Raw genomic sequence first — 23867 nt, 5'->3', positions numbered from 1 at the left:
GCAGCGCGCGGCTGCGACGCGCAGCACCCCCTTGGCCAAGGCGCGCGCGACGGGACGGTCCCTGTACGGCGCCGCACGGGCCGCCGCCCTGCCGGTTCTGCAACGGTCACGCGCACTGCTGCCCGAGCGGTCGCTCGGCGTGAACACCGTGACGCGTGCAGACTTTTCGGCGACGTCGCCCACTCCGCCTGCCGCCACCACCCGTCCGGTTGTCGCCGCGCGATGGAACCGCGATCCGGTGACCGCCGTGCAGACGGCGCCCTCCCGACCGCAGCCCTCGCTGCAGCCGGGCACGCCCCGCTCACCGAGGACGTCCCAGCACCGGGACGGGCCCGCGCGTCGCGATGGGTTACGGACCTCGAACGGCCCGCCTCCGGTGGTGCACACCGCACTCCCGGCGGTGCGGTCCCCCCTCGCGGCGCGGGATCCCGCACCCCTGGATCAGGGCTCCGCCCACCCATCCGGCGCGGGCACCGTCCCCGGGGTGCGCGCGCCGCACCGCACCCCGGTCGTACGTCCCGCACCGCCCGTCGCACCCACCGCGACAGCACCGGTACAGCGCCTGCCGATCGCGACGGCGCCACCGACGACGGTCCCCCGGTTCCCGGACGCAGGGGCCCCCGACGCGCCCAACCCGCACGGCCGCCCCACCGCGCCGTTCAAGGCGGCGGCCTCGGCGGCCGCGATCCAGCGCACCCCCGAAGAGGGCGGCGCCACCGACGTTCCAGTGCGCTCCGCGCCGCCCCGCTCGCGCATACCCGTACCGGTCAAGAAGTCCTCGTCGTCCGCCGAGAAGAGCCCGGTGCCACCGCAGCACGGCGACGGAATCGACGTGGAAGATCTCGCCCGGCGGCTCATCGACCCGGTGGCCCGGCTGTTGCGCGCCGATCTGCGCCGTGGACGAGAACGTGCCGGACGGCTGTACGACGGCCGCCGCTGACAACTAGGGACCCGCCACATGACCACCGACGACATCTTCGCGACAACGCCGTTCTTCAGGCTCGCCATCGGCAACAACGACCTGGGCACCTTCCAGACCTGCTCGGGGCTCGGCGCCCAGGTCGAGATCGAGACGTACGCCGAGGGCGGCAACAACGGCTTCGACTGGCAACTGCCGGGCCGCGTCACCTGGTCGAACATCACGCTGACCCGACCCGTCACCAAGGACACGGCCAAGATCGCGCGCTGGTTCGAGCAGATCATCCAGCATGTCGTGCCCAAGGACGGGGAGATCGTCGCGCTCAGGCCGAATCTCACCCCCATCATCAGCTGGCAGGTCTTCGGCATCGTGCCGGTCCGCTGGCAGGGCCCGTCATTCGATCCCGCCAACTCGGAGGCCGCCATAGAGACCCTGGAGATCGCACACGAGGGGCTGGAGATCTCCTGACGTTTCCCGTCAATCACTCAGCCTCACAAGGCCCTTGTGCACGTCGCCAACGCCATGACCGCAACCGGAAGGAGGAGACGGCATGTCCCCCGCAGTCGGCACGAGCCGAACCCGTGCCCAGCTCACCATCATGGAGCCGCCCGCGAGGGTCGGCGCGAAGCCTGGCGGCGTGCTTGAGCTGATCGAGCTGCAGTTCAACCCGTCGTCCCTGTCGCTGAGCAAGAACACCGAGTGGCGGCGCACTCCCTCCCGGATGGCGGGGCAGTCCGCGCTGCCCGAGTTCGTCGGCAGCGGGCCGCGTTCGCTGAGCCTGGAAGTGTTCCTCGACGGGACGGCAAAGCACGACAACTCGGTGGAACGGACAGTCGAGAAGCTGATGAAGGCGTGTGTGCCGACGCAGAGAAGTCTCGCGCGGAAGAAACCCGCGAGCCCCTGGGTGCGCTTCAACTGGGGTTCCACCAAAACAACGGCGTTCAACGGTGTGGTGTCCCAACTCTCCGTGGACTACACGCTGTTCGATGTCGACGGGAAGCCCCTGCGCGCGAAGTGCAGTCTGTCCATCGAGGAGGCCAGCGTCGACCCGCCGGGCCAGAACCCCACCTCGGGTGCGCGTGAGGCGCGCAGCACCCACCGGGTCGTGGCGGGCGACAGCCTGCCGCTGCTCGCCTGGCGGGAGTACGGGGACGCCACGGCCTGGCGGATGATCGCGGAGGCCAACGGCATCGACGATCCCATGGTGCTCGTGCCCGGCACGGAACTGCTCGTGCCGGACGCGCAGAGTGCCGTACGGGAGGAGACACGATGACCACCCCCGAGGCGCAGGGCGGCCGGTCCTTCGCCGCCGACCCGATCGTGGAGGCTCCCGCTGAGCTGCCGACCGAGTGGATCACGCAGTTGGTGAGTTGCGTGGTCGACGAGAACGTCGGGCTGCCCGACGCCGCGGTCCTCACGTACCGCGACCCGGACCACGAACTGCTCAAAGCGACCGGCATCACCATCGGCACCGAGTTGCGCGTCTCGGTCGTCACCGTCCAAGGGCAGGCACGGGAGCTGCTGTTCGCCGGGGAGGTGACGGCCCTCGAACTGGACAGCGACACGACCGGGTCGTTCACCGTGGTGCGCGCGTACTCGAAGGCACACCGGCTGCAACGCGGCCGCAAGGTGGTGGCCTACCGCAACATGACGGCCTCCGCCATCGTACGCAAAGTCGCCGCCGGGGCCGGGCTCGCCTGCGGGCGCGTCGAAGCCGCCCCGATCACGTACCGACAGTTGTCCCAGGCCAACGTCTCGGACTGGGACTTCCTGCAGTTCCTGGCCGGTGAGAGCGGCGCGCAGGTGCGCGTCGACGACAAGGGGCTGCTCCAGTTCGTGAGACCGAACCCCGCCGCGTCCGCGCCCGCCCCCTCGACACCGGCCACGCAGGACCCGATGGTCCTTGAGTACTCGCGCAACCTCCTGGCCCTGCGGGCGGTCCTCACCAGCGCCGACGGGGCCGGGAGCGTCGAGGTGCGGGGCTGGGACGTCAACACGAAAACCCCGCTGGTGACCCGGCAGCCGTCCGTGCGCAGCCAGACGGTGACGCCGGGGATGCAGCCGTCGGTGGTCAGCAGCGCGTTCGGCGGGTCGTCCCGGCTGACCGTCACCGACATGCCGTACCGCACACAAGCGGAGACCGAGGCGGTGGCCCATGCCGTTGCCGGGTCGGTGAGTTCGGGCTTCACCGAGCTGGAGGCGGTCGTCGAGGGAAACCCCATGCTGCGTGCCGGTCTGCCCGTGGCACTCGGCAACGTCGGCCCCGCGTTCAGCGGGCGCTACACGGCGACCGCCGCTCACCACGTCCTCGAACCGCAGGGCGGCTACCGCACGACACTGCTCGTCAGCACTTCCCCCGACCGCTCCCTCGCGGGCCTGGTCACCGGCGGCAACGCACCCTCCCGGGGGCCGCGCGTACCGGGCCTGGCGATCGGCGTGGTCACCAACATCCGCGAGCCGGGCGGCGGCGAGCGCGGCTGGGTGCGCCTGAAGTTCCCGTGGCTGGACGACGACTACGTGACGGACTGGGTGCGCACGGTGCAGTGGGGCGGTCGCGGGGGCGGCGGCGTGTTCAGCCCCGAGGTCAACGACGAGGTGCTCGTCGGGTTCGAGCAGGGACTCCTCGACAGCCCGTACGTCATCGGCGGCCTGTACAACGGCGTGGACAAGCCCTCGCCGCACGTGGGACCCCTCGTGGACTCCTCGCGCGGCACGGTCAACCGGCGCTCCCTGGTGTCCCGTTCGGGCAACCGCGTCGAGCTGCTCGACGCCCCGGGCAGGGGGCCCGCCGGCGTGCGGCTCGCCAGCGGCGACAAACGGCTCGAAGTCCGGCTCGACGAGCGCCGCAACCGCGTCTCCATGACCGTGTACGACTCGAGCGGTTCTCGTCCGATGAGCTCCGTGACCCTGTCCCCCTCCGGGATCACCCTCGACGCGGGCACGGGCAACGTGACCGTGAAGGGCGCCTCGGTGGACATCAGCGGCAAGACCGAAGTCAAGGTGGACGGCACCTCGGTGAACATCAACGGCAAGACCGAGGTCAACGTCGACGGCGGTCTGCTCGCCGTTGTGAAGGCGGCTCTCATTCGCATCAACTGAAATAACTGAAACCGGCTGTTGACCAACTCATCATCGGCCATCCGTGGACGGCCATCCGGACCGGCAAGGAGAGAAGACCATGCCCCCCGCAGCCCGCACGGGCGACGCCACCAACCACGGCGGCATCATCGCCACCCCGCCCCCGGGGGCGCTCGCGGTCGCCACCGTGCTCATCGGGGGCCGCCCCGCCGCCGTCGTCGGCAGCCTCCATGAGTGCGTGCCCCACGTGGAGCTGGGCCCGGCGAACCTGGTCTTGCCCAATCCGGCCGGGCTCCTGACCGGCGAGGTGCTCATCGGCGGGCTGCCCGCCGCCCGCATGCAGGACAAAACGACCTGCGGGGCGCAGATCGTGACCGGCGCGTTCAACGTCCTGATCGGGGGGGTGGCGTGAGCGAGAAGTTCATCGGGCGCGGCTGGGGCTTCCCACTGCGCGTGGGCCCCACCGGCGGCATCGGCATGGTCGAGCGGGACCGGGAGATCGAGGAGGCCATACGGCTCGTGCTCGGCACCGCCCCGGGCGAGCGGCCGATGCGGCCCGAGTTCGGGTGCGGCATCCACGACTACGTCTTCGCGCCGGGCGACGGCGCCACCGCCGGGCTCATCGCCCAGGAGGTGCGCGTGGCCCTGGAACGCTGGGAGCCGCGTATCGAGGTGAACGACGTGGCCATCGCGTTCGACGCGGTGGACGATGGCGTCCTCTACATCGACGTGCGGTACACGGTGCGATCCACCAACGACCGCCGCAACCTGGTCTTCCCCTTCTACACGATCCCCTCCCAAGAGGGCGCCGTGGACGGCGCCTCGTACGGAGAGGCGAGCTGATGGCCCTGCCCTCACCGAATCTGGACGACCGCCGCTTCCAGCAACTCGTCGACGAAGCCAAGCGGTACGTGCAACAGCGCGCCCCGGAGTGGACCGACCACAACGTCTCGGACCCAGGCGTGACGCTGATCGAGACGTTCGCGTACATGGTCGACCAGCTCCTGTACCGCCTCAACCGGGTGCCGGAGAAGAACTATTCGGCGTTCCTCGACCTGCTCGGCATCCGGCTGTTCCCGCCTGCGGCGGCCACCGCCGAAGTCGACTTCTGGCTGTCGGCGCCGCAGCCCGAGACGGTGACGCTGCGGGCCGGGACCGAGGTCGCGACGGCACGCAGCGAGTCCGACGAAGGAGTGGTGTTCGCCACCACCGAGGAACTTCCCATCCTGCCCAGTGAGTTGACCCGCCTGGTGACGGCGCCGGTCAGCGGGGAGCAGACGGACCGCACGACGGCGCTCGCCGAGGCCCGGGACATCCGATGCTTCCAGGCCGCCCCCGCGCCCGGTGACGCGATGCTGTTCAGGCTGCCCGCCGCCGTCCCCCGGTGCATCCTCTCCATACACCTCGACAGCCGCGTCGAGGGCGTCGGCGTCGACCCGCGCCAGCCGCCGCTGGTGTGGGAGGCGTGGGACGGCGCGCGCTGGCTGCCCTGTGAGACCGGCTCCGACACGACCGGCGGGCTCAACCGGCCGGGCGAGGTGATCGTCTACGTTCCGCCGGGGCACACCGCTTCGGTGGTCGCGGGCACCCGCGGGGGCTGGCTGCGCTGCCGGGTCACGGAGCCGGAGCCTGGGCAGCCGTTCTACTCGGAGTCACCGACGGTCCGCGAGGCTGAGGTGTTCACCGTCGGCGGCACGGCGCCCGTCGAGCACGCGGAGACCGTCACCGACGTGTCCCTCGGGATATCCGAGGGGGTCGCGGGCCAGCGGTTCTCCGTGGCCCGGCCGCCGATCCTGCTCGACGGGGAGCCGCCCGTCGTCGAGGTGTCCTCGGACCAGGGCTGGCAGACGTGGCGGGCGGTCGAGCACTTCGGCAACTCGTCGCCGGACGACCGTCACGTGGTGATCGACGCGACTTCGGGCACGTTCGCGTTCCCGCCCGCCGTACGCGAGCCCGACGGATCGTTGCGCACGTACGGCGCCGTGCCCGAGAAGGGCGCGCACGTACGGGTGCTCCGCTATCGGACCGGCGGCGGGGCGGGCGGGAACGTCGCGCGCGGCGCGATTTCCGTGCTGCGCAGCTCCGTTCCGTACGTCGCCCGGGTGGAGAACCGGGAGGCGGCGCGCGGCGGCGTCGACGGGGAGAGCGTCGACAACGCGAAGCTGCGGGCGCCGAACGCGTTGCGTATGCAGGAGCGTGCCGTCACCGCCGAGGACTACGAGATCGTGGCTCGGCAGGCCGCGCCGTCGGTGCGCCGGGTGCGCTGTGTGCCCGCCACCGCCGGTGAGGGCGGTGCGGTGCGGGTGCTTGTGGTGCCCGAGGCGGTCGCGGACGACGGCGACCGGTTGCGCTTCGAGCAACTGATCCCCTCCGAACAGGTGTTGAGCGCGATCGCGACCCAGCTGGATGAGCGGCGCCTCATCGGGACGCGTCTCGTCGTGGAGCCGCCCGCCTACCAGGGCGTCACGGTGGTCGCCCGGCTGGTGGTGCCCGCCGGTCAGGCGGACCGGGTGCGCGAGGCCGCGCTCGCGGCGCTGTACCGCCACCTCAACCCGCTGCGCGGCGGGACGGCCGGGAACGGCTGGGCGTTCGGCAGACCCGTTCAGTACGGGGAGGTCTTCGGGGTGCTCCAGCGGGTCGCCGGGAGCGGCCTGGTGGAGGAGGTCCGGCTGTTCCCCGCCGACCCGATCACCGGGCGGCGCGGCGCGCCGGCCGAGCGGATCGACGTCGCGGCACACGAGCTGGTGTTCTCATACCAGCACCAAGTGGTCGTCAACGAGGCGGACTTGGGTGGAGTCCAGCGATGACCAGGGCCGCGATTGAGGGGCTTGTGAGCCGCCATCCCATCGGCGGGCTGCTGCCCGCGCTGTACGCCGACGACGATCTCGCACAGCGGTTCACCGCCGGGCTCGACACGGTCCTGGCGCCTGTCCTGTCCACGCTCGACAACCTGCCCGCGTACCTCGATCCGCGGCTGGCGCCGTCGGACTTCGTCGAGTGGCTGTCCTCCTGGGTGGGCACCGCCGTCGAGCCGGAGTGGCCCGAAGAGCGTCGCCGCGACATCGTCGTGCGCGCCATGGAGCTGCACCGCAGGCGCGGCACCCGGCGCGGACTCGTCGAACGGCTCCGCCAGGGCCTGGGCGTGGAGGCGGAGGTCATCGACGGCGGGGGCGCGACCTGGTCGGCAACTGCGGGTTCGCAGCTGCCCGCAGGGGCTGCCGGTGAAGTCGTGGTCCGCGTGCGGCCGGGGCGGACCGCCACCGTGGACGAGGCCGAGGTGCTCGACATCGTGCGGGCGGCCTGCCCCGTCCATGTCACCTGCCGGGTCGAGATCCTGCCCCGACCGCCCGCACACGAAGGGAACTGACGGCATGCGCTCTTGTCCGGCGTGCGGAGCCGCCAACGGTGAGACGGACGACTTCTGCGGCAACTGCGGCTCTTACCTGGGGTGGTCCCTGGACAGCGGCGGGTCGGGGGCTTGCACAGCGGCATCGCGAACCGGTGCCGGGGCGGCAGCCGCCCCGGCGAACCCCCCTGCCCCGGGGATCGACACGGCGATGCCCGCAGACAACGCGGCGACCGCGCCGGGCAACGCACCGCAGAGCACACCCGGCACCGCCGCGGATGCAGTTCCTCAATCCGCTGGTCCTGCCGGTCCCGCCAGTAGTGCCCCTCGCGCCGTGCCTGTCGGCCCCGCCGAGCCCGTTGCGCCACAGGCGCAGCCGACCCCGGCATCACCCACCAAACCGGCCCCTCCCGTTCCGTCGCAGTCGGCCTCCGACGCTCTCGCCCCCATCACCGCCGTCCAGCCCGCGAAGCCCGTGGCGGCGCGTCCGGTCGTGCGGCCCGCCCAGGTGCGCGAGACGGACGGTCCGCCCTGCTCGGCGTGCGGCACTCCGAACCAGCCCGGGCGAAAGTTCTGTCGGCGCTGCGCCGCGCCGCTCCAGGCGCGCGCGCCGGTGGTCCCACTGCCGTGGTGGCGCACCCACTGGCCGTTCCGTCGCCGGGTGCGCGGCGGCTCGGGGCGTCTGTTCCGCGCGGTCGTGACGCTGGCCGTCCTGGCCGCCCTCGCCGTAGGGGGCTTCTTACTGCTGCCCGCGGGGCGCTCCCTTTTCGAGGACACCCGCGACAAGCTCAGCGGCGCGACGGCCGTCAGCCCGTCCAAGGTCACCGCAAGCTCCGAGGTCCCCGGTCACCCGGCGAGCAACGCCACGGACGGTTTCAGCAACAGCTATTGGGGCGCCCCCGCGGTCGGCGACTCGCTGACGTTCAGGTTCCTGGCGCCGTTCCGCCTAGTGGACCTCGTGGTGACCAATGGAGCGTCGACGGACCCTCAGGTGTACCACAGCGAGGCGCGGCCCATCGCTGTCGACCTCGTCACGATCACATCGAAGGGGCAGGTGGCGCACAAGGCGATCACGCTCAACGACAAGCCGGGGCCGCAGACCGTGCCGACGGGCATCAGCGACGTCGTCACGGTCCAACTCATCGTGCGCTCGGCGGCGGGTACGGGTCCCGGGCGCCATATCGCCCTGGCGGAGGTCGAGTTCTTCAAGCGCAGCTGACGGGACCGCGCCCCGGAGGCGGGAGAAACATACGCCCGTGACGTCACTTCGCCCCAGCAGAGCCGAAGTTCGGCATTCCTACACGCCTCGTAGGTCGCTGGTCCCCTTGGTTCCCGCCCACCCGCTCGCTGTTCGCAGGACACAAGGTTCGGGCCGAGACTTCGCCTTTGGCCGGGAATCAACTCGCCCAGGCGCAGGAAGTGATCCAGCTCGCCACGCCAGTGCGGGCGTGCGTCGCTCGCGTTGACTTCTGGCGTCGGGTTACTGAGGTTGAACTCGTGATGTCGCCGGGTTGCTCAGGTCAGTCTGATTGTCGGGTCGGTCTCGGCGAGGCAGCCGTTTATGACCAGACCGCCGGCCGCCGCCGATTACCTGGTGCGCTCAGTGCGGTCGTCGTACTCTTCGCGGGCGGTGATGACTTCTTCGATGTGCAGCACGGACCACTCCGTGAGCGCCTTCAGCGGTTCCCGCAGCGTCTGGCCGAGCGGGGTCAGCTCATACTCCACGTGCGGCGGCACCTCTGGGTAGACGGTACGACTGACCAGCCCGTCGCGTTCGAGGGTGCGCAGCGTCTGGGTGAGCATCTTCTCGCTCACGCCCGCGAGCGCCTGCCGGAGCTGGCCGAACCGGGAGGTCCCGTTCCGGCCGAGTTCGCCCAGCACGAGGACCGCCCACTTGCTGCCGATCTGGTCAAGCAGGTCCCTCGACGGGCAGCCGCGCTCGTACGGATCGAATGACGGTAGGGGCCCGGTCACGTTTTCCACAGCAGCCATACGGCTCACCTCAATGCTATCGGTCCAGTAAGTACCCTACCAAGAAGTGGCTACTCCCCAGCAGAGAGTATCTAGGTCAGTCTGTGTTCCATCCAGCCGCGGACGGACCGCGGCAGGCGTGCGAGGCACGCGCGGAAGGAAGGAATGACCATCATGGCGATCGTCGTCACCGGAGCCACCGGCCAGTTGGGCAGGCTCACCGTCGAGGCACTGCTGCGGCGCGGGATCCCGGCCGCGGACATCATCGCGACCGGCCGGGACATCACCAGGATCAAGGACCTGGCCGACCGAGGCATCACGGTACGCCGCGCCGACTTCGCGGACACCGACGGCCTGGCCGAGGCATTCGCGGGGGCGGACAGGCTGCTGCTGATCTCGGCCTCGGTCCCCGTGGGCGATCGAGTCGCCAACCACCGCCGCGTGATCGACGCCGCAGCGTCCGCAGGCGTGTCGCTGGTGGCGTACACGAGCACGACGCACGCGGACACGGCCACCACCGTCATCGGTGCCACGCACGGCGAGACCGAGGAGTATCTGCTGGACCGCGGAATCCCCAGCGTGCTGCTGCGCAACAGCTGGTACCTGGAGAACTACACCAGCCAACTGCCGCAGATCCTGCAGAACGGCGCCGTCGTCGGCGCGGCAGGCGAGGGGCGTATCAGCGCCGCGTCCCGCGCCGACTACGCCGAGGCCGCAGCGGTCGTCCTCACCGCCGAAGGCCACACCGGCACCGTGTACGAGCTCGGCGGCGACGAATCCTTCACCCTCACCGAGCTCGCCACCGCGATCTCCGCTGTGGCCGGAAGGCAGGTTACCTACGCTGACCTCCCGGTGACCGACTTCGCCCAGGCACTGGCCGCCGCGGGCCTACCCGCCGAGCTGGCGGAGGTCCTCGCTGACGCTGACCGCGGCATGAGCCACGGCGAGATGTACACCGACTCTGGCGACTTGCGCCGCCTGATCGGCCGACCGCCCATGACCCTGGCCGAGGCACTCGCGGCCGCCCTGCATTACTGAGGTTGAACTCGTGATGTGGCCGGGTTCCTCAGGTGAGTCTGATCGTCAGGCCGGTCTCGGCGAGGCAGCCGTCTAGGAGTTCGCTGCGGTACTGGATGTGCCGTAGGCCGCGCCGGATGCGCTGGACGAGGTGTTCGGGGGTGCTGAGCGACGTTGGAGAGCCAGCCGCGTCGCAGGAGGGACCAGATCCCCTCGACGGGGTTGAGGTCGGGCGCGTAGGGCGGCAGATAGCAGATGGCCAGCCAGTCCCGGGTCTCGGCGAACTTTCGCAGGTCGGCGGCCTTGTGGACGTTGAGGTTGTCCCAGACGAGAACGATCGGGCCGCCGAGCTGCTGGTGTGCTGCGATCAACAGGTCCCGGTAGTCGCGCCAGGAGAAGCTTTTGCGCCCATCGCGACGGCCGTCGTCATGGCGGGGCCGGTAGATGAGCCTGGAGCGGTGACCGGGTTTGTAGCAGGTCAGCGCGGCGATGGAGATCCGTCTGCGGGAGCGGCCGCGGAGCCGCACCACCGGGGTCCGGCCGCGCTGTGACCAGGTCTTCGCGTGCGGCGGCGTCATGGAGAATCCGGCTTCGTCCTCGAAGACGAGCCAGGCTCCACGGACCGCCGCAAGTCTTCCGCGCAGGGCCACACCTCCTTGCCCCAGCCGGCCACCGCCTCGTCGTCCCGCTCCATGGCCCGTCGGGCCGGGACCTGCCAGGACCAGCCGTTACGCGCCAGCAGTCCGCGCCAGTGTCCAACGCTGGTCCTCCCAGCCGTGCGCAGCCGACCCCTTGGCCAGCTCCGCCTCTAGTTGCGCGAACTGTTCCTGGCTCAGCCTCGGCAGCGATGCCGGCCCCTGCGACCGCAGGGCCCGAGGACCGCCCTCCTCCCGCTTCTGCCGCCACCGTTGTACCGAGCGGACGTTGATGCGCAGGGCCTTGGCGATGACCGTGCTCGCCTCGCCCTGGGCGAACCGTTCGGCTGCCTTGAGCCGTAACTGCTCGCGAAACTACTGCCGTTCGGCAGTCACCCCGCCTCCTTGTGGATACCGCATGCTCCGGTGATACCGCACGGACGACGAGCCATCAGTCCCTACGACATCACGAGTTCAACCCCAGTAGAGGACTTCAGGGATGACGGCGATCGAGCGGACCGCGTATCCGTGGTTCAAGCGGCTGATCACCGCACGTGAGCTGCACCTGTTCTTCGCGCCGAGCCGGGAGGAGGTGGAGTGGGCGAGGCACGGACCAACTCCGGCGGCCATCAGCTGGCGCTGCTGGCGCTGCTGAAGTCCTACCAGCGGATGGGTGCTTCCGCGGATCCACGCGGTCGACGGCGAAGTTCGACGGTAGCGGATCTCTCTCCCGGTCGGGTTCCGCAGCATGGTGAGTGTGCATACGCCATCCATGTCACAGGTGTGTCTTAACGACCCTTTGCCTGCAACGCATCTGACAGAGGTTCGGTCTGAATAGTCAGCGGGCGTGTTCACCGGGAGCACACCCCATCCAAAGGAGAAAAGATGTCCGTTCGGAAGATCTCGGCGCTTACCCTTGCCGCCTTAGCTGTCGGCCTGTCGCTCACGGCATGCAGCAACGACGGCACCGACAGCGCCTCATCCTCCGCCAGTTCCTCCGCGTCCACGAGTTCGTCCGCGTCCACGAGTTCTGGACAATCCGGTTCCCAATCCGGTGTCAAGGCCAGCCACGGCTCCGACCACGCCAGGCCGTCAGGTACCCCCAAGAAACCTGGGATAAGCTGCACCAACCAGATCGACTACGCGGGAGACACAAGGTCCAACGCCGAGATCAACGCCATTGGCGAGCAGACCGGCTACTGCCCGCCGGTGTCCGCCTCTGCCGGGAGCGGCGTCGCCAACGCGGGTGACCATCGCACGATTGTCGGCACGCTGGAGTACCTCGCGCCCGGCAAGCTGATCGTCAAGCCCCAGGGCGGCGGCACGGAGCAGGCATTCTTGGTCTCCAACGCCACGCAGATCCTCGGCGCGGCCGCGATCTGCTCCGGCACCGACGGCCGCGTGACCATGGGCCACGACGGCTATGGCACGTCGAAGTGCACCGTGGACCAGCTGGAGACGGCTGCGAAGACCAGCAGTGTGACCGTCCGCGTCACCATGAACCCCAAGTCCGGCGGTGCCGAGACGGTCGAGGAGAAGTACCACCCGTAAGACCCCGCACCGCGCACCCCGCGCCGTGCGAGGCCCCGCAGGCTTCTCTCCTCGACGTATCGGGGGGCCGGGGAGAGCCATCCTGGCCGAGCGAAGCTCAGGCTGGTCTTCGGCGCCCCCTCCTCGGCCCGTCCCGTGTGGCGGTCAAGACCGCTGCGGACAGCCCGGCGTCCTGATGCCGTGCTCTCCCGCGCTCGCGCATTTCTCGCACCCACCCCGGCGGTGTCACGCGGGTTGGTCACCAGGATGTCGAGCAGCAGGTGATCGGCGGCTTCTTCGTCCACAGGTCCGCCAGGCCGCGCAGGGGGCGGGGTGCGACGACAACCACACTCGACCTTGGGGCGCCTTCGGCCGGGTCAGCAACCCAGGTTGCCGCCGGGGGTGACACCGAGGATCTGTGTGAAGCTCTGGTAGTAGTTGATGCGATCCTGTACCTCGGCGGGGTTGCCGCCGTTGCACTCCACACTGCCGTTGATGCTACGGATGGTCTCCCCGAAGCCGACGCCGTTGACCATGGCGTTGTGGGCGGTCATGCTGCCCGCGCCGTTCTGGGTGTCCCAGAACCACAGGGCGGTCTTCCACGCCACCGCGGAGTCGTTCTGTACCAGGTACGGGTTGTCGAGCAGGTCGATGCCGAGGGCGTCCCCGGCCGCCTTGTAGTTGAAGTTCCAGCTCAGTTGGAGCGGACCGCGGCCATAGTAGGCAGACTGCCCGGCCGGACAGCCGTAGGGCTGGCTGTAGTCGCAGTAGTGGGAGTAGTTCGCGGTGTTCTGTTCCACCACGTACTGCAAACCGCCGGTCTCGTGGGCGACGTTGGCGAGGAAGGCCGCTGCCTCCTGCTTCTGGACGGTGTCGCCGCCAGTGGTGGCGAAGCCGGGGTACGCGCTGAGGGCGGCGGTCAACCCACTGTAGGTATAGAAGGGATTCCGGTTGGGGAACATCTGGTTGAACTGGGCCTCGCTCACCACGAATCCCGAAGAACCGGACCCTGGACCGCTGCAGCTGTAAGGGTCCCAGTACCAGGTGCTGATAGTGGGGTCATAGCCCGGGTTGTCGTGACTGGCCCGGTAGTACTGGCCGTTGGAGTATCTGACGATGTCCCCGGCGACGTACGACCTGCCGGCGACCCAGTCTGGGTAGTTGCCGCAGCTCAGCGCCTGGCGTGGTGCCGCCGAGGCGGTGGACGCGGACACGGGCAGGGCGACTGCCATGGTGGCGGCCACCGCGAGCGCGGCGAGTAAACCTGTGACGCGCCGTTTCAACACGTGATCACTCCTTTACTGCGTGGGGGGACGCTGGCTCGACGAGCGTGCACCACTCAACCCACACTGGTCTGGACCAGTCAAGGTGGAGACCGGTAAAGCTTCTCCAACTACCCGGCATTGGCCGGTAGTTGGTGGGGCCGGACCCCGTTCAGCTGTGGTAGCTCGGACTTGCACGACTGTTCAGGCGCGCTCTGGACGAGATCGACAGGGGACCGTGAGGGTGGGGGTGTAGTAGCCGGGAGGGGTGGGTTCACCGACGGGCACCTCATCGACCTCCACCCATGCGTGGGCGCGGAAGGGAACGGTGCGCACGCCGGTACACCAGGTGGGCCAGGTGCCGCCGAGACGGCACAACAATGTTGTGGCCAGGGACCGTTGCAGGCAGCCCTGCCCCGCGCAGCGAGTGCTGACGGCAACGACGGCGTCGCGGGCGGCCTGCGCCTGTGCGACATCGGCTGGTGCGGCGCTGCAGCGGGCGATGCGCAAGGCCGTCCGGATGTGTGCGGGCGGCAGTGTGGTCAGCAGTCGAGCCGTGGCGACCGCGAGGTACGCCCGCCCCGCGCGCCGATACGACCACCCAGACGTGACGCCGATGAACCGAGTCGTCGCGCGGGCGTGCACGATGCGCCAACCGCCTTGCCGCCATGGGGAGATGCCGGGAGCGGACGGACCCCGGTGTCCCAGGACTTCGCACAACGATCAGGCGTGAGCCGACTCAATCTCCATAAGCACCGTCTCGGTCATCTCCCGCAGCGTCCAGATCGTGTGCGTTGTCCCCGCTGGTCGGAAACGGATTTCCACGGGGCTTTTTGAACCCCCTTCGGCGGCAACGTAGGTGGCATGCGTCATTGCTGAGCGAAGTAGAAGTGGGGGGAGCTCTACGCGATCGCCCTCGCGGGTCTCCTCGCCCGAGGCCGCCGCCCCGCCGACGCGCTGGGGGGCTGGACGGACACCCTAAGCAACGTGGGCGCGGACGCGCCGGTGCAGGTGTGGCGACTGCGGGCGCACAAGGCGTTCATCTGCCCCCGCGGCCCAGGCTGGCTGTCCGGGACCTCGAAGTTGCCGGACGAGCTGGCGAGCACCCGGCCAGCCACGCCCGCGGCCGGACGAGTGGCCGCCCGCGACCACTTGCCGAGGCCAGCGCTACTTCGCTGCCATTCGCACCTTCGGCCCGGGTGCGGTACGCACCTGTGCGGGCTTGCCGCGCAGCGGCACCTCCTTGATGAGGACCGCGGCGGCGAGGCCGGCGGCCGCCACGATCGAGGCCACAAGGAAGATGTGGTGGGTGCCGTGCACGACTGCCTGCAGGTAGGCGTCCTTGGCCGCCCGCGGCAGGTGGGCAACTGCCAAGCCGCCCGAGTGTGCGCCCTCGCCGGGTGCGCCGTCGGCCGGGGCGTGGCCTTGGATGGCCCGGGTGAACAGGGAGCCGAACACCGCGACCCCCAGGGAGCCGCCGAGTGTGCGGAACAGGTTGGTGGAGGCCGAGGCGGCGCCCATGTCACGGAGTTCGACGCTGTTTTGCGCGATGGTGTTGGCCATCTGCAGGGTGAACCCGGTGCCGACGCCGACCAGGACCATGTAGGCGCTGGTGACGGTTCGTGAGGTGTGGATGTCCATCGAGGACAGCAGGGCCATGCCGATGGTGAGGCAGACCGCGCCGATGACGGGGAAGATCTTGTAGTGGCCGGTCTTGGTCATGACCTTGCCCGCGATGTTGGAGGCGATGACGGTGCCGATCATCATCGGCAGCAACAGCAGGCCGGAGTTGGTGGCGGAGGCGTCCTGCACGGTCTGCTGGTACAGCGGCAGATAGAGCGTGCCGCCGAACATGGCCACGCCCGCCACGACGAGCAGCACGGCGGCCAGCGGGAAGTTGCGGCTGCCGGTGAAGATGCGCAGCGGCAGCAGCGGCTCGGTGGAACGCCGCTGGGAGACGATGAAGGCAACGAACAGGACCACCGCGGCCGCGGCGAGCGTGAGGATCTGCCACGAGCCCCAGGCATACGTGTTGCCCGCCCAGGTGGCCGCCATCACGATGGTGCCGACCATGGCAGTCATCAAGGTGATGCCCAGCCAGTCGATCACGACCTTGCCGCGGCGGGTGTGCGGGACGTGCAGTAGCAGTTGGCACCACGCGATGCAGATCAGCCCGATGGGCAGGTTGATGTAGAAGGCCCAGCGCCAGCCGAGGTGGCCGGTGATGACGCCGCCCGCCAGCGGGCCGCCGATGCTGCCGACCGCCATGACGATGGCGACCATGCCCTGGTAGCGGCCGCGTTCCCGGGGCGGCAGCAGGGCGCCGATCAGCGCGAAGGCACCCGCGCCGAGGCCGCCAGCGCCGACGCCCTGCAGGGCCCGGAAGATGATGAGCTCGTTCATCGTCGAGGCCATCCCGCACAGTGCGGACGCGCCCAGGAAGACCACGATGGAGGCCAGGAACATGGCCTTGCGGTTGTACAGGTCCCCCAACTTGCCCCAGATCGGCGTGGAGCAGGCGGTGGTGAGGGTGTAGGCCGTCACGACCCACGACAGGCTATCCACACCGCCGATGTCGTTCGTGATCGTGGGCATCGCGGTGCCGACTATCAGGCCGTCGAGCTGGGACAGCAGCAGGGCCAGCATGATGCCGAGCAGCACCCAGCGGATGTTGTTGGGGACGACGGGCTGGGAAACCCCGTCAGGCGGTGCGGAGTTGGGTGTGGTCATGGCGGACCACTCCTTTCAGAACGGGGCGGCACGGGTCGCCCGACGGCGAGCGGGCCTGAACGGCTAGTCGGTGGAGACGGCGCCACGGCGCCAGACCGCCCGAACGGACAAACCGTCCTCGATGCGGGTCGTCGGGTCACCGTCCACTAGGACGAGGTCGGCGCGCGCCCCGGGGACGATCCGACCGCGGTCGTCCAGGCCGAAGCGCCGCGCCGGGACGGAGGTGGCGGCGCGCAGCGCTTCCAGGGGCGTCAGCCCGGCCTCGACCAGGAGTCGCAGTTCGTGGTGCAGGCTCGCGCCGTGCACCACCCCGCCGTGGGTGGGGACGGGGATGGAGGCGTCGGTGCCGGCGATGATGTCAACGCGTGCGCTGTGCAGGGCGGCCACGCTCGCCAGCACCTGGTCCAGACTGCCTTGCGGGTACTTGTTGAACGTGCCGCGCAGCGTGGCAAGCCACTCAGGCGGCAGCTTGGGGCCCACCCGCGGGTCGTCGGCCAGCGCCTGGCCGGTGCCTCCCATGACGGAGGAGCTGATCACCAAGCACGGGGTGACGAAGATGCCGGCGTCAGCGATCGCCGAGACGATCTCCTCGGTGTGCGGTCGGTCGATGAACAGGTGCGCCAGGCCGTCCACTCCGACCTCGATTGCCTGCTCGGTGGCGGCCAGCGTCATCGCGTGCGCGATCACCTTCTTGCCCAGCAGATGCGCCTCCGCCACGCCGGCCTTGAGCGCCTCCGTGCTGATCATGGGCAGCCCGGGGTGGCCCATCACGGTGCCTTCTTCGATCATGACCTTGATGTAGTCGGCCCCCTGGCTGACCATCGCCCGGACGTGGGCCACCGCCTCAGCCGGGGTTGAGACCGACGGCGGTGTCCAGCCGCCCCCGCCAGGCCGGTGCTCGGCCAGCTCGGCGATCAACTCGTGGGGATGGCCGTCCTTCGCCATCAGGGACAGCAGCGCCGAGCGGACGTCGGCGAGGTCGTCGTCCTCGTCGATCTCCTTGCGTTGCTGCGGCGTCCAGTAGCCCTGCATCTCCAGCTCGGTGGTCACGCCGAAGATCCGCGCGAGCCTCAGCCCGTCCAGCGAGGTGTGGACGTGGCCGTCGATCAGACCCGGTAGCAGCGTCCCGCCCCGCCCGTCGACAACCTCCGCCCCTTTGGGGGGCTCCTGACCGACGGAAACGATCTCGGTTCCCTCGATCCCCGCCGTCCGTTCCGAACGAACATGTTCGCCGTCGAAGATCCGAACATTCGCAATGAACGTGGACATGCACCGCTCCTCGTGATTGACGTGCGCCCGAAGCCTGCCGGACCGAGACCCGTCCGACCTCGTTCGGCCGTCACGAGTCTCAGTGACGGCTCTCAAGGTGGGCGCTGACACGGCCAGCGTAACGAACATGTTCGCTACGAACAAGTTCGTTACAGGAGCGCTTTTCAGCCTTTTCCACACAGGAGAACGGACGTTCTTACGCTCTGTAGCGAACCAACAGCAGTCGAAGGCAACGAAGCGCCCCTGCCGCCAGCCTCATGAGCCGTTGCCCCGCTTGGAGTCCGCGAACATGTTCGTTAAGCTGTCCACATGACAGCACGCACCGAGGCTGCGAAGAGCCGCCGGGAGCGCCCAGCCAAGCCCGCCCTGAGTCGCGCCGGGATCGTCGCTGCATCGGTCGCGCTCATGAGGAGCGAAGGACTGGAGCGGGTGACGATGCGCCGCCTGGCCCAAGAACTCGACACCGGTCCGGCCTCGCTGTACGTGTACTTCCGCAACACCGCCGAGCTGCACGCCGCGGTCCTCGACGAGTTGCTCGGCGAAGTCGACCTCGGCTCCGTGCCGGAAGACGGGCCCTGGCGCGAGCGTCTCATCGACGTCCTCACGTCCTACATCCAGGTCCTGTACGAGCACCCCAGCCTGGCCCGCTCCGCCCTGGTAGCGCGCCCGCGGGGAGAGCACTACCTCGCCCTGCTCGAAGGGCTCTTGGCGATCCTCAAGTCCGGTGGCATCGAAGGCGAACGCGCCGGCTGGGCCGTCGACCTTCTCCTGCAGTTCGCCACCGCGGCTGCCGCCGAGCACGGAAGCCGGCGCCAGGCACCGGAAGCGCGGGAGGAGTGGACCGCCTTCACCGATGCACTGCGTGCCGCCTCACCCGAGCGCTACCCGCACCTGGCAGCGACATCCGACGTTCTGTTCACCGGCAGCCCGCGCGAACGACGCACCTGGACCTTCCAGGTCCTCCTCAACGGCATCCTCACCGCCCCCGCCCCCGCCCCAGACACCCATCCCGCGTGAAGGCCCCGGTGGTGCTGCCGAGTTGGGCCATCTCTCCGCGCGGCAGCGGTGCCATCCGGAGGCTGCGACCCATCTCGTCCGAAGTGGCGCTGGTCAGCACAGCCACCGCCACGCCGACCGAGAGGGACGAGTGCGGCCGCGCCCGCACCGAGCACCATCCCGGGGTTTCGCCGCCGCGGACCCACAGCCGCATCGCCGACCTCTATCATCCCGGCCATGGTGAGCAGCGTTGCCAGCCACAGACGGCCGTCTTCGGGCAAAGAAATCAACGAGACGACGGACAGGGGAAGTTGCCGGAGCGCGTAGACGCATAGAACCGCGTTCCGTCTGTGAACGGCCGCCTGCCGCGCGCAGCAGACTCCTGCCCCCGCCGAAAACTTCATCCGCCCCGGTGGTGGGAGCGGGCCCGGGTGAGAACTTGAGTGCGCACGCCCGCCGTTTTCGCCTCTACGACGCCGTGCTCCCCTGAGACGTATCGTCCCCCGGCCCTGACGGGGCCAGGACGGCGGCTGCCACGTGGTCGCGGAACCACCGGTGCCCGGGATCGGCCGAGTTGCGGGGGTGCCAGGCCATTCCGAGGTCGAGGGGTGCCAGGTCGAGGGGAATGGGGAAGGTGCGCAGTCCCAGTGCGGCGGTGGTCTCGGGGAGCCAGTCGGCCAGGGTGAGGGCGACGAGGTCGGTGTCCCGGGCGAGGATCATCGCGCTCGTGTGGCTGGGGACGACGACCGCGATGCGGCGCTGCAGCCCGCGCTTCACGAGGGCCTGGTCGATGGGGCCGAGACGTCTTCCGTGCCGGGAGATGCCGATGTGGTCGGCCGCGGCGAAACGGCGGACGTCGATCCGCTTCTCGAAGAGGGGGTGACCGCTCCGGGCGACCCCCACCAGCACCCTCTGGACGAGGGGTTGGGTTCTGATCTCCGGGTCCAGCTGTCCGAGGACGCCGAGTTCGACGTCCACTGAGCCCTGCCGCAGCGCGGGGCCGCCCTCCAGCGCCTCCGGCAGGAAGACCACGTCCACGTGCGGGGCCTCGGCCCGAATCCGGTCGGTCAAGGGACCGGCAAGGCCCGCCGGGAGCAGGTCGGTGGACTGCACGGTGAAGGTGCGCTGGAGATGTAGGCCTCGAAGCCGGCACCGGGCCGCAGGACGTTGTCGCAGCCGCGCAGCAACGCCCTCACCTCCTCTCTGAGTTCGAGGGCTCTGGGGGTGGGGACCATGCCCTGGCCGGCGCGGACCAGGAGTGGGTCGCCCACGGCACGCCGGAGTCGGGCCAGGGTGCGGCTGGCCGCCGCGGGTGACGTGCCGAGGCGCTCGGCCGCGCGGGTCACGCTGCTCTCCTGGAGAAGAGCGTCCAGGGCGCGCAGCAGGTTGAGGTCCACGAGTTACTCCTGAGCTGCACTTTTGCGTCTGAGTCAATGATTGAGTGCCGATCCTTGCATTGTTGCCGGACCCGCGCGTGCGGAGAGCGGAGATGTCCGCGAGAACACCGGACCAACCATCCACTGTGGAGAAGAATTCACCATGAAACAGTCCCCACGCGCCTGTCGAGAAGGCGATGTGGTGGCCGTCGTCAGCCAGAGCGGGCCCTCGGTCTCGTTCTGCGACGCCGCCTGCGACCAGCACCTCGGTTCCCTCGAAACCCTTGCCGAGCCACACGAGTTGTGCTTCGACCCAACCCAGCGGCTGCTGTGGTGCACGACGACGTACCACTCGGGCTTCTACCACGCGAACAACGGTCGGCGCACCGAGCTGACCGTCATCGACCCCGACACCCGCCGCATCGTCGAGGTCGTCGACCTCGCCCCGGAACACGCGCCGCACGGGCTCGCGCTGGATGCGGCGCGTGGTCGCCTGTACGTCACCGTGGAAGGCTCCGCGGACCGGCCCGGCGGTGTCGTGGTGATCGACACCCAGACCCGTCAGCCCCTGGGCAGGATCGACACCGACGCATCCGGCTCGCACTGGGTCGCCATCGATGCGGCCGGAGGCATCGGGTACGTCGCCAACAAGGAGGCGCCGTTCGTGTCGGTCCTCGATCTCGAACGGGGAACCTCACCGCGAAGGTCGAGGTGCCGGGCAGTGAGGGACTCGCCGTCTCCGCCGACGGCACGCACGCCTTCGTCGCCTCGCCGTACCAGGGCTCCTTCTCCTCCGAGGAGACAACGGTCCCTGGAATCAAGGTCGTCGACACCCGGACGGCGTCCGTCGTCGACACCCTGCCCATGGAGAACGCCGCCATGCCGATGCACCTGGCCTCGACGGGAAAGCTGCTCGTGGGCGAAGTGCGCGGGGAACCCGACCCGGCGTCCGGAACCAACCACATGGCGCCCGGTCGCCTCACGGATTCTCCGCCGACACCCGCGAGCAGTTGGGCGAGGTCGAGGCGGGGCTCTGCTCGCTGACCATCACTTCGTCTCCCGACGGTCGGATCGCCTATGTGGCCTGCTACGCCTCGTCCACCGTCGACGTCGTCGACCTGGAGACGCTGCAGCACCTGACCCGTCTTGACCACGCCGAGTTCGGCGAGTCCGGCGCCCACGGCCTGGCCTACATCCCGCGCCCGGCCTGACCCCACCCCGTCGGCGGGTGATCTCGCTACAGGCCGCCGCGCGCCCACGTTCGTCACCCGCCAACCAGAGCCAGAAAGGCACAACCGTGATTGTCATCACCGCGCCCACCAGCACCATCGGCCGTCTGCTCGTCGACGAACTGCTCGACCGCGGGGCGTCGCTGCGCCTCGTTGCCCGCGCCCCCTCGCGCCTCGCACCCGGGGTCCACGAGCGGGCCGAGGTGGTCGAGGGCTCGCACGGCGACGCCGCTGTCATCGACCGGGCGTGTAACGGCGCCGAGGCCGTCTTCTGGCTCGCGCCGGACGACGGCGACGCACCGAGCACCCAGGCCGCGTACGTCGACTTCACGCGTCCCGCGGCCGAGGCGTTCGCCCGGCACGGCGTCCCGCGCGTCGTGGCCATCACGGCGCTCGGCCGCGGGACGCCCCTGGCCGAGCACGCCGGCCTGGTGACCTCGTCCCTGGCGATGTGCGACCTGATCGCCGGATCGGGCGTGGCCTTCCGGGCGGTGGCCTGCCCGTCCTTCATGCACAACCTCCTCAACCACGCCCGTGCGATCAAGGAGCAGGGCAAGTTCTCCATGATGATCGACCCGGACCTCAAGGCCCCCACCGTCGCCACCCGCGACATCGCCGCCGCTGCCGCGCAACTGCTGCTCAACGACGCGTGGGAGGGGGTGAGCCAGGTCGCCTGTCTCGGGCCCGAGGACCTGTCGCCCAGCGACATGGCGCGGATCATCTCCGACGTCCTCGGCACCGAGGTGGCCTACCAGCAGATTCCGGGCTCGGCTTTCAAGGCGCGCATGACCGGCTTCGGGATGACGGAGGGGATGGCGCAGGGGATGGCCGACATGTTCGACGCCAAGAACAAGGGCCTCGACAACGCCGAACCGCGCACCTCGGAGTCGACGACCCCGACCACGTTCCGGCAGTGGTGCGAGGAGATCCTCAAGCCGGCCGTGACGGCCTGAGCCCGCAGACCGAAGGTCACGACCGGCGTCAGCACACCGCCGGTCCTGCCCCCGCCTAGCGGCGAACCGCGAATTCGGCCCGGCTCGTGAATACCCCTTCCGACAACTGCTGTTGGCGGACCACACTGACACGGCACCGCAGCGGCAGGTCGGATCAGCGCAGCCGGGCCGGGCGGTGCGGCGCCGACGTCGCCGGATCGGGTGGCGTACTGAACAGGTGCGATCTGGCAGGGTTGCCGACCAGCGGAGGAGGACAATGCCGAGCCATGCCTCAACTTTCAGTCCCGTCAGGTGGGTGGCGGCGACCCGCAGCGGCGGCGAGCAGGTACCAGGGGTCTGGACGAAAGAGCTGTTGAACTCCGCCCAGGGCGACTCGTTCTCGCTGCTGCGTCTCGCGGCGGGAGGCGAATGCGCTCTTACGGGGTCCGCGGAGGACCGGATTCTCGTGCTGGACGGCCGACTCTCGATCGCGGCCGACGGCACCGGACGCGCCGCGGACCACCGAAGCGGGGCGTACGCCGCGCTGCCCGGGGACAGGAACGTCGTGTCCAGCGCCGACGGCGCCTTGGCCCTCGTACTGACCGGCAGGCGGCTGGGAGCACCGGCCGACGACGTGTTCAGCCCGCAGGGGTGGCAGGAGTCGGGTCCGGGCCAGTGGTTCCGGCTGCTCCTCGACGTCACTTTCGACGAGAACTTCGACGAGCGGGTCGTTGGGCTGTCCTATTTCGAGCCGGGCTCCTCCTCGCCCCGGCACCCGCACCATACAGCCCACCGTTTCCTGTTCCTCGACGGTGAGGCCGACGACGAGCTGGTCTTCCCCGACGGCACCCGGCGCACGGCGCACCGGTCCAAGGGCGACTTCGTCGACTACCCGCACCCCATCGAGCACCAGACCTTCAGCGGGACGGGCTGCACGATCCTCTTCCTGCACGAACCGATCCCGACCGCAGAACAGTGACCAGTTCCAGGGCCTCGCCCCTCGACACGGACGGCATCGCCGCGAGTATCGGATCAGTCGGAGATGCGTACGACGCCTTCTTCAGCTGCGCGTTCTCCCGCCGCAGCCGCGCGAGTTCCCCCCTCTCACCCACCCGCCCGGCCCCGCTGGACCTGCGAGCCTGGGACACCCAGCTGGCTGGCGTAGTCTCGTTGGTCTTCAGTTCCTTCGCGACCTGCGCGACCGGCTTGCCGCTCTCGATGACGATCCGCACAGCCCCCTCACAGAACTCCCGTCGAACTTCAGCCGCTTGCCCATCATGACTAGCAACTTCCCCTGCAGTCATGGTCGCTACGCTACGAGGGGAAGGTCAGTCGGCCTCTCCCCCCAAGCCAAGTAGCGTCTAGCCATCGGCTCGTACGGCTTCCAGAGCATCAGCCACATCTCAGCCGCCCTCCTCCCCGGGGTGAAACGCCCGGGAGAGCACGACCCCTTAGCGGGGAGTGGGCAGCGGTCCGTACTCACATTCGCTCCGGTGCCGAGACTCCGAGCAGCCGCAGCCCATTGCGCAGCACCAGCGTGCTGGCTTCCGTCAACCACAGCCGGGCACAGGTGAGGT

The 23867-nt window shown here is 69.6% G+C and carries 24 protein-coding genes and 2 pseudogenes; 17 read left to right on the top strand and 9 right to left on the bottom strand.

Annotation, left to right across the window (positions count from 1 at the left end):
• Positions 1–379: 379 nt before the first annotated feature.
• The 9 genes from NON19_RS24555 to NON19_RS24515 all read left to right on the top strand — a co-directional run bounded on the left by NON19_RS24555 (position 380) and on the right by NON19_RS24515 (position 8562).
• A complete protein-coding gene (locus NON19_RS24555; protein ID WP_255931237.1) occupies positions 380–940 on the top strand; it encodes a hypothetical protein in 561 nt (186 codons plus the stop codon).
• A gap of 18 nt (positions 941–958) precedes the next feature.
• Entirely contained in the window at positions 959–1387 is a 429-nt protein-coding gene (locus tag NON19_RS24550) for a phage tail protein (RefSeq protein WP_255931236.1), read from the top strand.
• A gap of 82 nt (positions 1388–1469) precedes the next feature.
• Positions 1470–2192: a CIS tube protein gene (locus NON19_RS24545; protein WP_255931235.1), complete on the top strand. Its 723-nt coding sequence runs from the start codon at positions 1470–1472 to the stop codon at positions 2190–2192.
• On the top strand, positions 2189–4018 hold the full coding sequence (locus tag NON19_RS24540; RefSeq protein ID WP_255931234.1) for a VgrG-related protein: 1830 nt from the start codon (positions 2189–2191) through the stop codon (positions 4016–4018). Before NON19_RS24545 ends, NON19_RS24540 begins: the two co-directional genes overlap by 4 nt.
• Before the next feature lie 79 nt (positions 4019–4097).
• On the top strand, positions 4098–4409 hold the full coding sequence (locus NON19_RS24535) for a PAAR domain-containing protein (RefSeq protein WP_255931233.1): 312 nt from the start codon (positions 4098–4100) through the stop codon (positions 4407–4409).
• Complete coding sequence (locus NON19_RS24530) at positions 4406–4840, top strand: GPW/gp25 family protein (protein WP_255931232.1); 435 nt, start codon at positions 4406–4408, stop codon at positions 4838–4840. Before NON19_RS24535 ends, NON19_RS24530 begins: the two co-directional genes overlap by 4 nt.
• Positions 4840–6804, top strand: coding sequence for a putative baseplate assembly protein (locus tag NON19_RS24525; RefSeq protein ID WP_255931231.1), 1965 nt, complete (start codon positions 4840–4842; stop codon positions 6802–6804). The genes NON19_RS24530 and NON19_RS24525 overlap by 1 nt, the downstream gene beginning before the upstream one ends.
• Positions 6801–7364 carry a phage tail protein gene (locus NON19_RS24520; RefSeq protein ID WP_255931230.1) on the top strand — a complete coding sequence of 188 codons (564 nt, stop codon included), beginning with the start codon at positions 6801–6803 and terminating at the stop codon, positions 7362–7364. The genes NON19_RS24525 and NON19_RS24520 overlap by 4 nt, the downstream gene beginning before the upstream one ends.
• A 592-nt stretch (positions 7365–7956) precedes the next feature.
• A complete protein-coding gene (locus NON19_RS24515; RefSeq protein ID WP_255931229.1) occupies positions 7957–8562 on the top strand; it encodes an NADase-type glycan-binding domain-containing protein in 606 nt (201 codons plus the stop codon).
• Between the two features lie 368 nt (positions 8563–8930).
• Here NON19_RS24515 and NON19_RS24510 read toward each other — a convergent pair whose 3' ends face one another.
• Complete coding sequence (locus NON19_RS24510; RefSeq protein WP_255931228.1) at positions 8931–9335, bottom strand: winged helix-turn-helix transcriptional regulator; 405 nt, start codon at positions 9333–9335, stop codon at positions 8931–8933.
• 144 nt (positions 9336–9479) lie between these two features.
• On the opposite strand from NON19_RS24510, the gene NON19_RS24505 reads away from it, so the two are divergent.
• Positions 9480–10352, top strand: a complete 873-nt coding sequence (locus NON19_RS24505; RefSeq protein WP_255931227.1) for an SDR family oxidoreductase — start codon at positions 9480–9482, stop codon at positions 10350–10352.
• Between the two features lie 28 nt (positions 10353–10380).
• On the opposite strand, the pseudogene NON19_RS33940 reads toward NON19_RS24505, so the two are convergent.
• Positions 10381–11386 (bottom strand): annotated as a pseudogene (locus NON19_RS33940) (IS630 family transposase).
• A 79-nt stretch (positions 11387–11465) separates the two neighbouring features.
• Here NON19_RS33940 and NON19_RS24490 point away from each other — a divergent pair.
• Positions 11466–11621, top strand: a complete 156-nt coding sequence (locus NON19_RS24490; RefSeq protein WP_255931226.1) for a hypothetical protein — start codon at positions 11466–11468, stop codon at positions 11619–11621.
• 230 nt (positions 11622–11851) lie between these two features.
• Positions 11852–12517, top strand: coding sequence for a hypothetical protein (locus NON19_RS24485; protein ID WP_255931225.1), 666 nt, complete (start codon positions 11852–11854; stop codon positions 12515–12517).
• A 356-nt stretch (positions 12518–12873) separates the two neighbouring features.
• Here NON19_RS24485 and NON19_RS24480 read toward each other — a convergent pair whose 3' ends face one another.
• From NON19_RS24480 to NON19_RS24465, 4 genes are all read right to left on the bottom strand, one after another.
• Complete coding sequence (locus NON19_RS24480) at positions 12874–13782, bottom strand: glycoside hydrolase family 19 protein (RefSeq protein ID WP_255931224.1); 909 nt, start codon at positions 13780–13782, stop codon at positions 12874–12876.
• A 180-nt stretch (positions 13783–13962) separates the two neighbouring features.
• Positions 13963–14403 carry a lasso peptide biosynthesis B2 protein gene (locus tag NON19_RS24475; RefSeq protein ID WP_372514268.1) on the bottom strand — a complete coding sequence of 147 codons (441 nt, stop codon included), beginning with the start codon at positions 14401–14403 and terminating at the stop codon, positions 13963–13965.
• 522 nt (positions 14404–14925) lie between these two features.
• Positions 14926–16488 (bottom strand): MDR family MFS transporter, encoded by a 1563-nt coding sequence (locus NON19_RS24470; RefSeq protein WP_255931223.1) that lies wholly within the window; start codon positions 16486–16488, stop codon positions 14926–14928.
• A 63-nt stretch (positions 16489–16551) separates the two neighbouring features.
• The gene (locus NON19_RS24465; protein ID WP_255931222.1) at positions 16552–17757 is read right to left on the bottom strand and encodes an amidohydrolase family protein; all 1206 of its coding nucleotides are present in this window, start codon (positions 17755–17757) and stop codon (positions 16552–16554) included.
• Between the two features lie 309 nt (positions 17758–18066).
• Here NON19_RS24465 and NON19_RS24460 point away from each other — a divergent pair, with 309 nt between their 5' ends.
• Positions 18067–18774: a TetR/AcrR family transcriptional regulator gene (locus NON19_RS24460; protein WP_255931221.1), complete on the top strand. Its 708-nt coding sequence runs from the start codon at positions 18067–18069 to the stop codon at positions 18772–18774.
• A gap of 447 nt (positions 18775–19221) precedes the next feature.
• Here the strand turns inward: NON19_RS24460 and NON19_RS24455 are convergent.
• Positions 19222–20150: pseudogene (locus NON19_RS24455) on the bottom strand (LysR family transcriptional regulator).
• 690 nt (positions 20151–20840) lie between these two features.
• Here NON19_RS24455 and NON19_RS24450 point away from each other — a divergent pair.
• From NON19_RS24450 to NON19_RS24435, 4 genes are all read left to right on the top strand, one after another.
• Positions 20841–21173 carry a YncE family protein gene (locus NON19_RS24450; protein WP_255931220.1) on the top strand — a complete coding sequence of 111 codons (333 nt, stop codon included), beginning with the start codon at positions 20841–20843 and terminating at the stop codon, positions 21171–21173.
• Positions 21140–21340 (top strand): hypothetical protein, encoded by a 201-nt coding sequence (locus NON19_RS24445; protein ID WP_255931219.1) that lies wholly within the window; start codon positions 21140–21142, stop codon positions 21338–21340. The genes NON19_RS24450 and NON19_RS24445 overlap by 34 nt, the downstream gene beginning before the upstream one ends.
• 86 nt (positions 21341–21426) lie before the next feature.
• Complete coding sequence (locus tag NON19_RS24440; protein ID WP_255931218.1) at positions 21427–22311, top strand: NAD(P)H-binding protein; 885 nt, start codon at positions 21427–21429, stop codon at positions 22309–22311.
• 295 nt (positions 22312–22606) lie between these two features.
• Positions 22607–23269: a cupin domain-containing protein gene (locus NON19_RS24435; RefSeq protein WP_255931217.1), complete on the top strand. Its 663-nt coding sequence runs from the start codon at positions 22607–22609 to the stop codon at positions 23267–23269.
• On the opposite strand, the gene NON19_RS24430 is transcribed toward NON19_RS24435, so the two are convergent.
• A complete protein-coding gene (locus NON19_RS24430) occupies positions 23208–23594 on the bottom strand; it encodes a transposase (RefSeq protein WP_255931216.1) in 387 nt (128 codons plus the stop codon). The genes NON19_RS24435 and NON19_RS24430 overlap by 62 nt on opposite strands.
• 175 nt (positions 23595–23769) lie before the next feature.
• Complete coding sequence (locus tag NON19_RS24425; protein ID WP_255930763.1) at positions 23770–23850, bottom strand: DALR anticodon-binding domain-containing protein; 81 nt, start codon at positions 23848–23850, stop codon at positions 23770–23772.
• Positions 23851–23867: the final 17 nt, after the last annotated feature.

The sequence above is a fragment of the Streptantibioticus rubrisoli genome, assembly GCF_024436055.1.
In the GTDB taxonomy this organism is placed as follows: domain Bacteria; phylum Actinomycetota; class Actinomycetes; order Streptomycetales; family Streptomycetaceae; genus Streptantibioticus_A; species Streptantibioticus_A rubrisoli.
The sequence above is the reverse complement of the archived record's forward strand: the minus strand, read 5'-3'. Positions and strand labels throughout refer to the sequence as shown.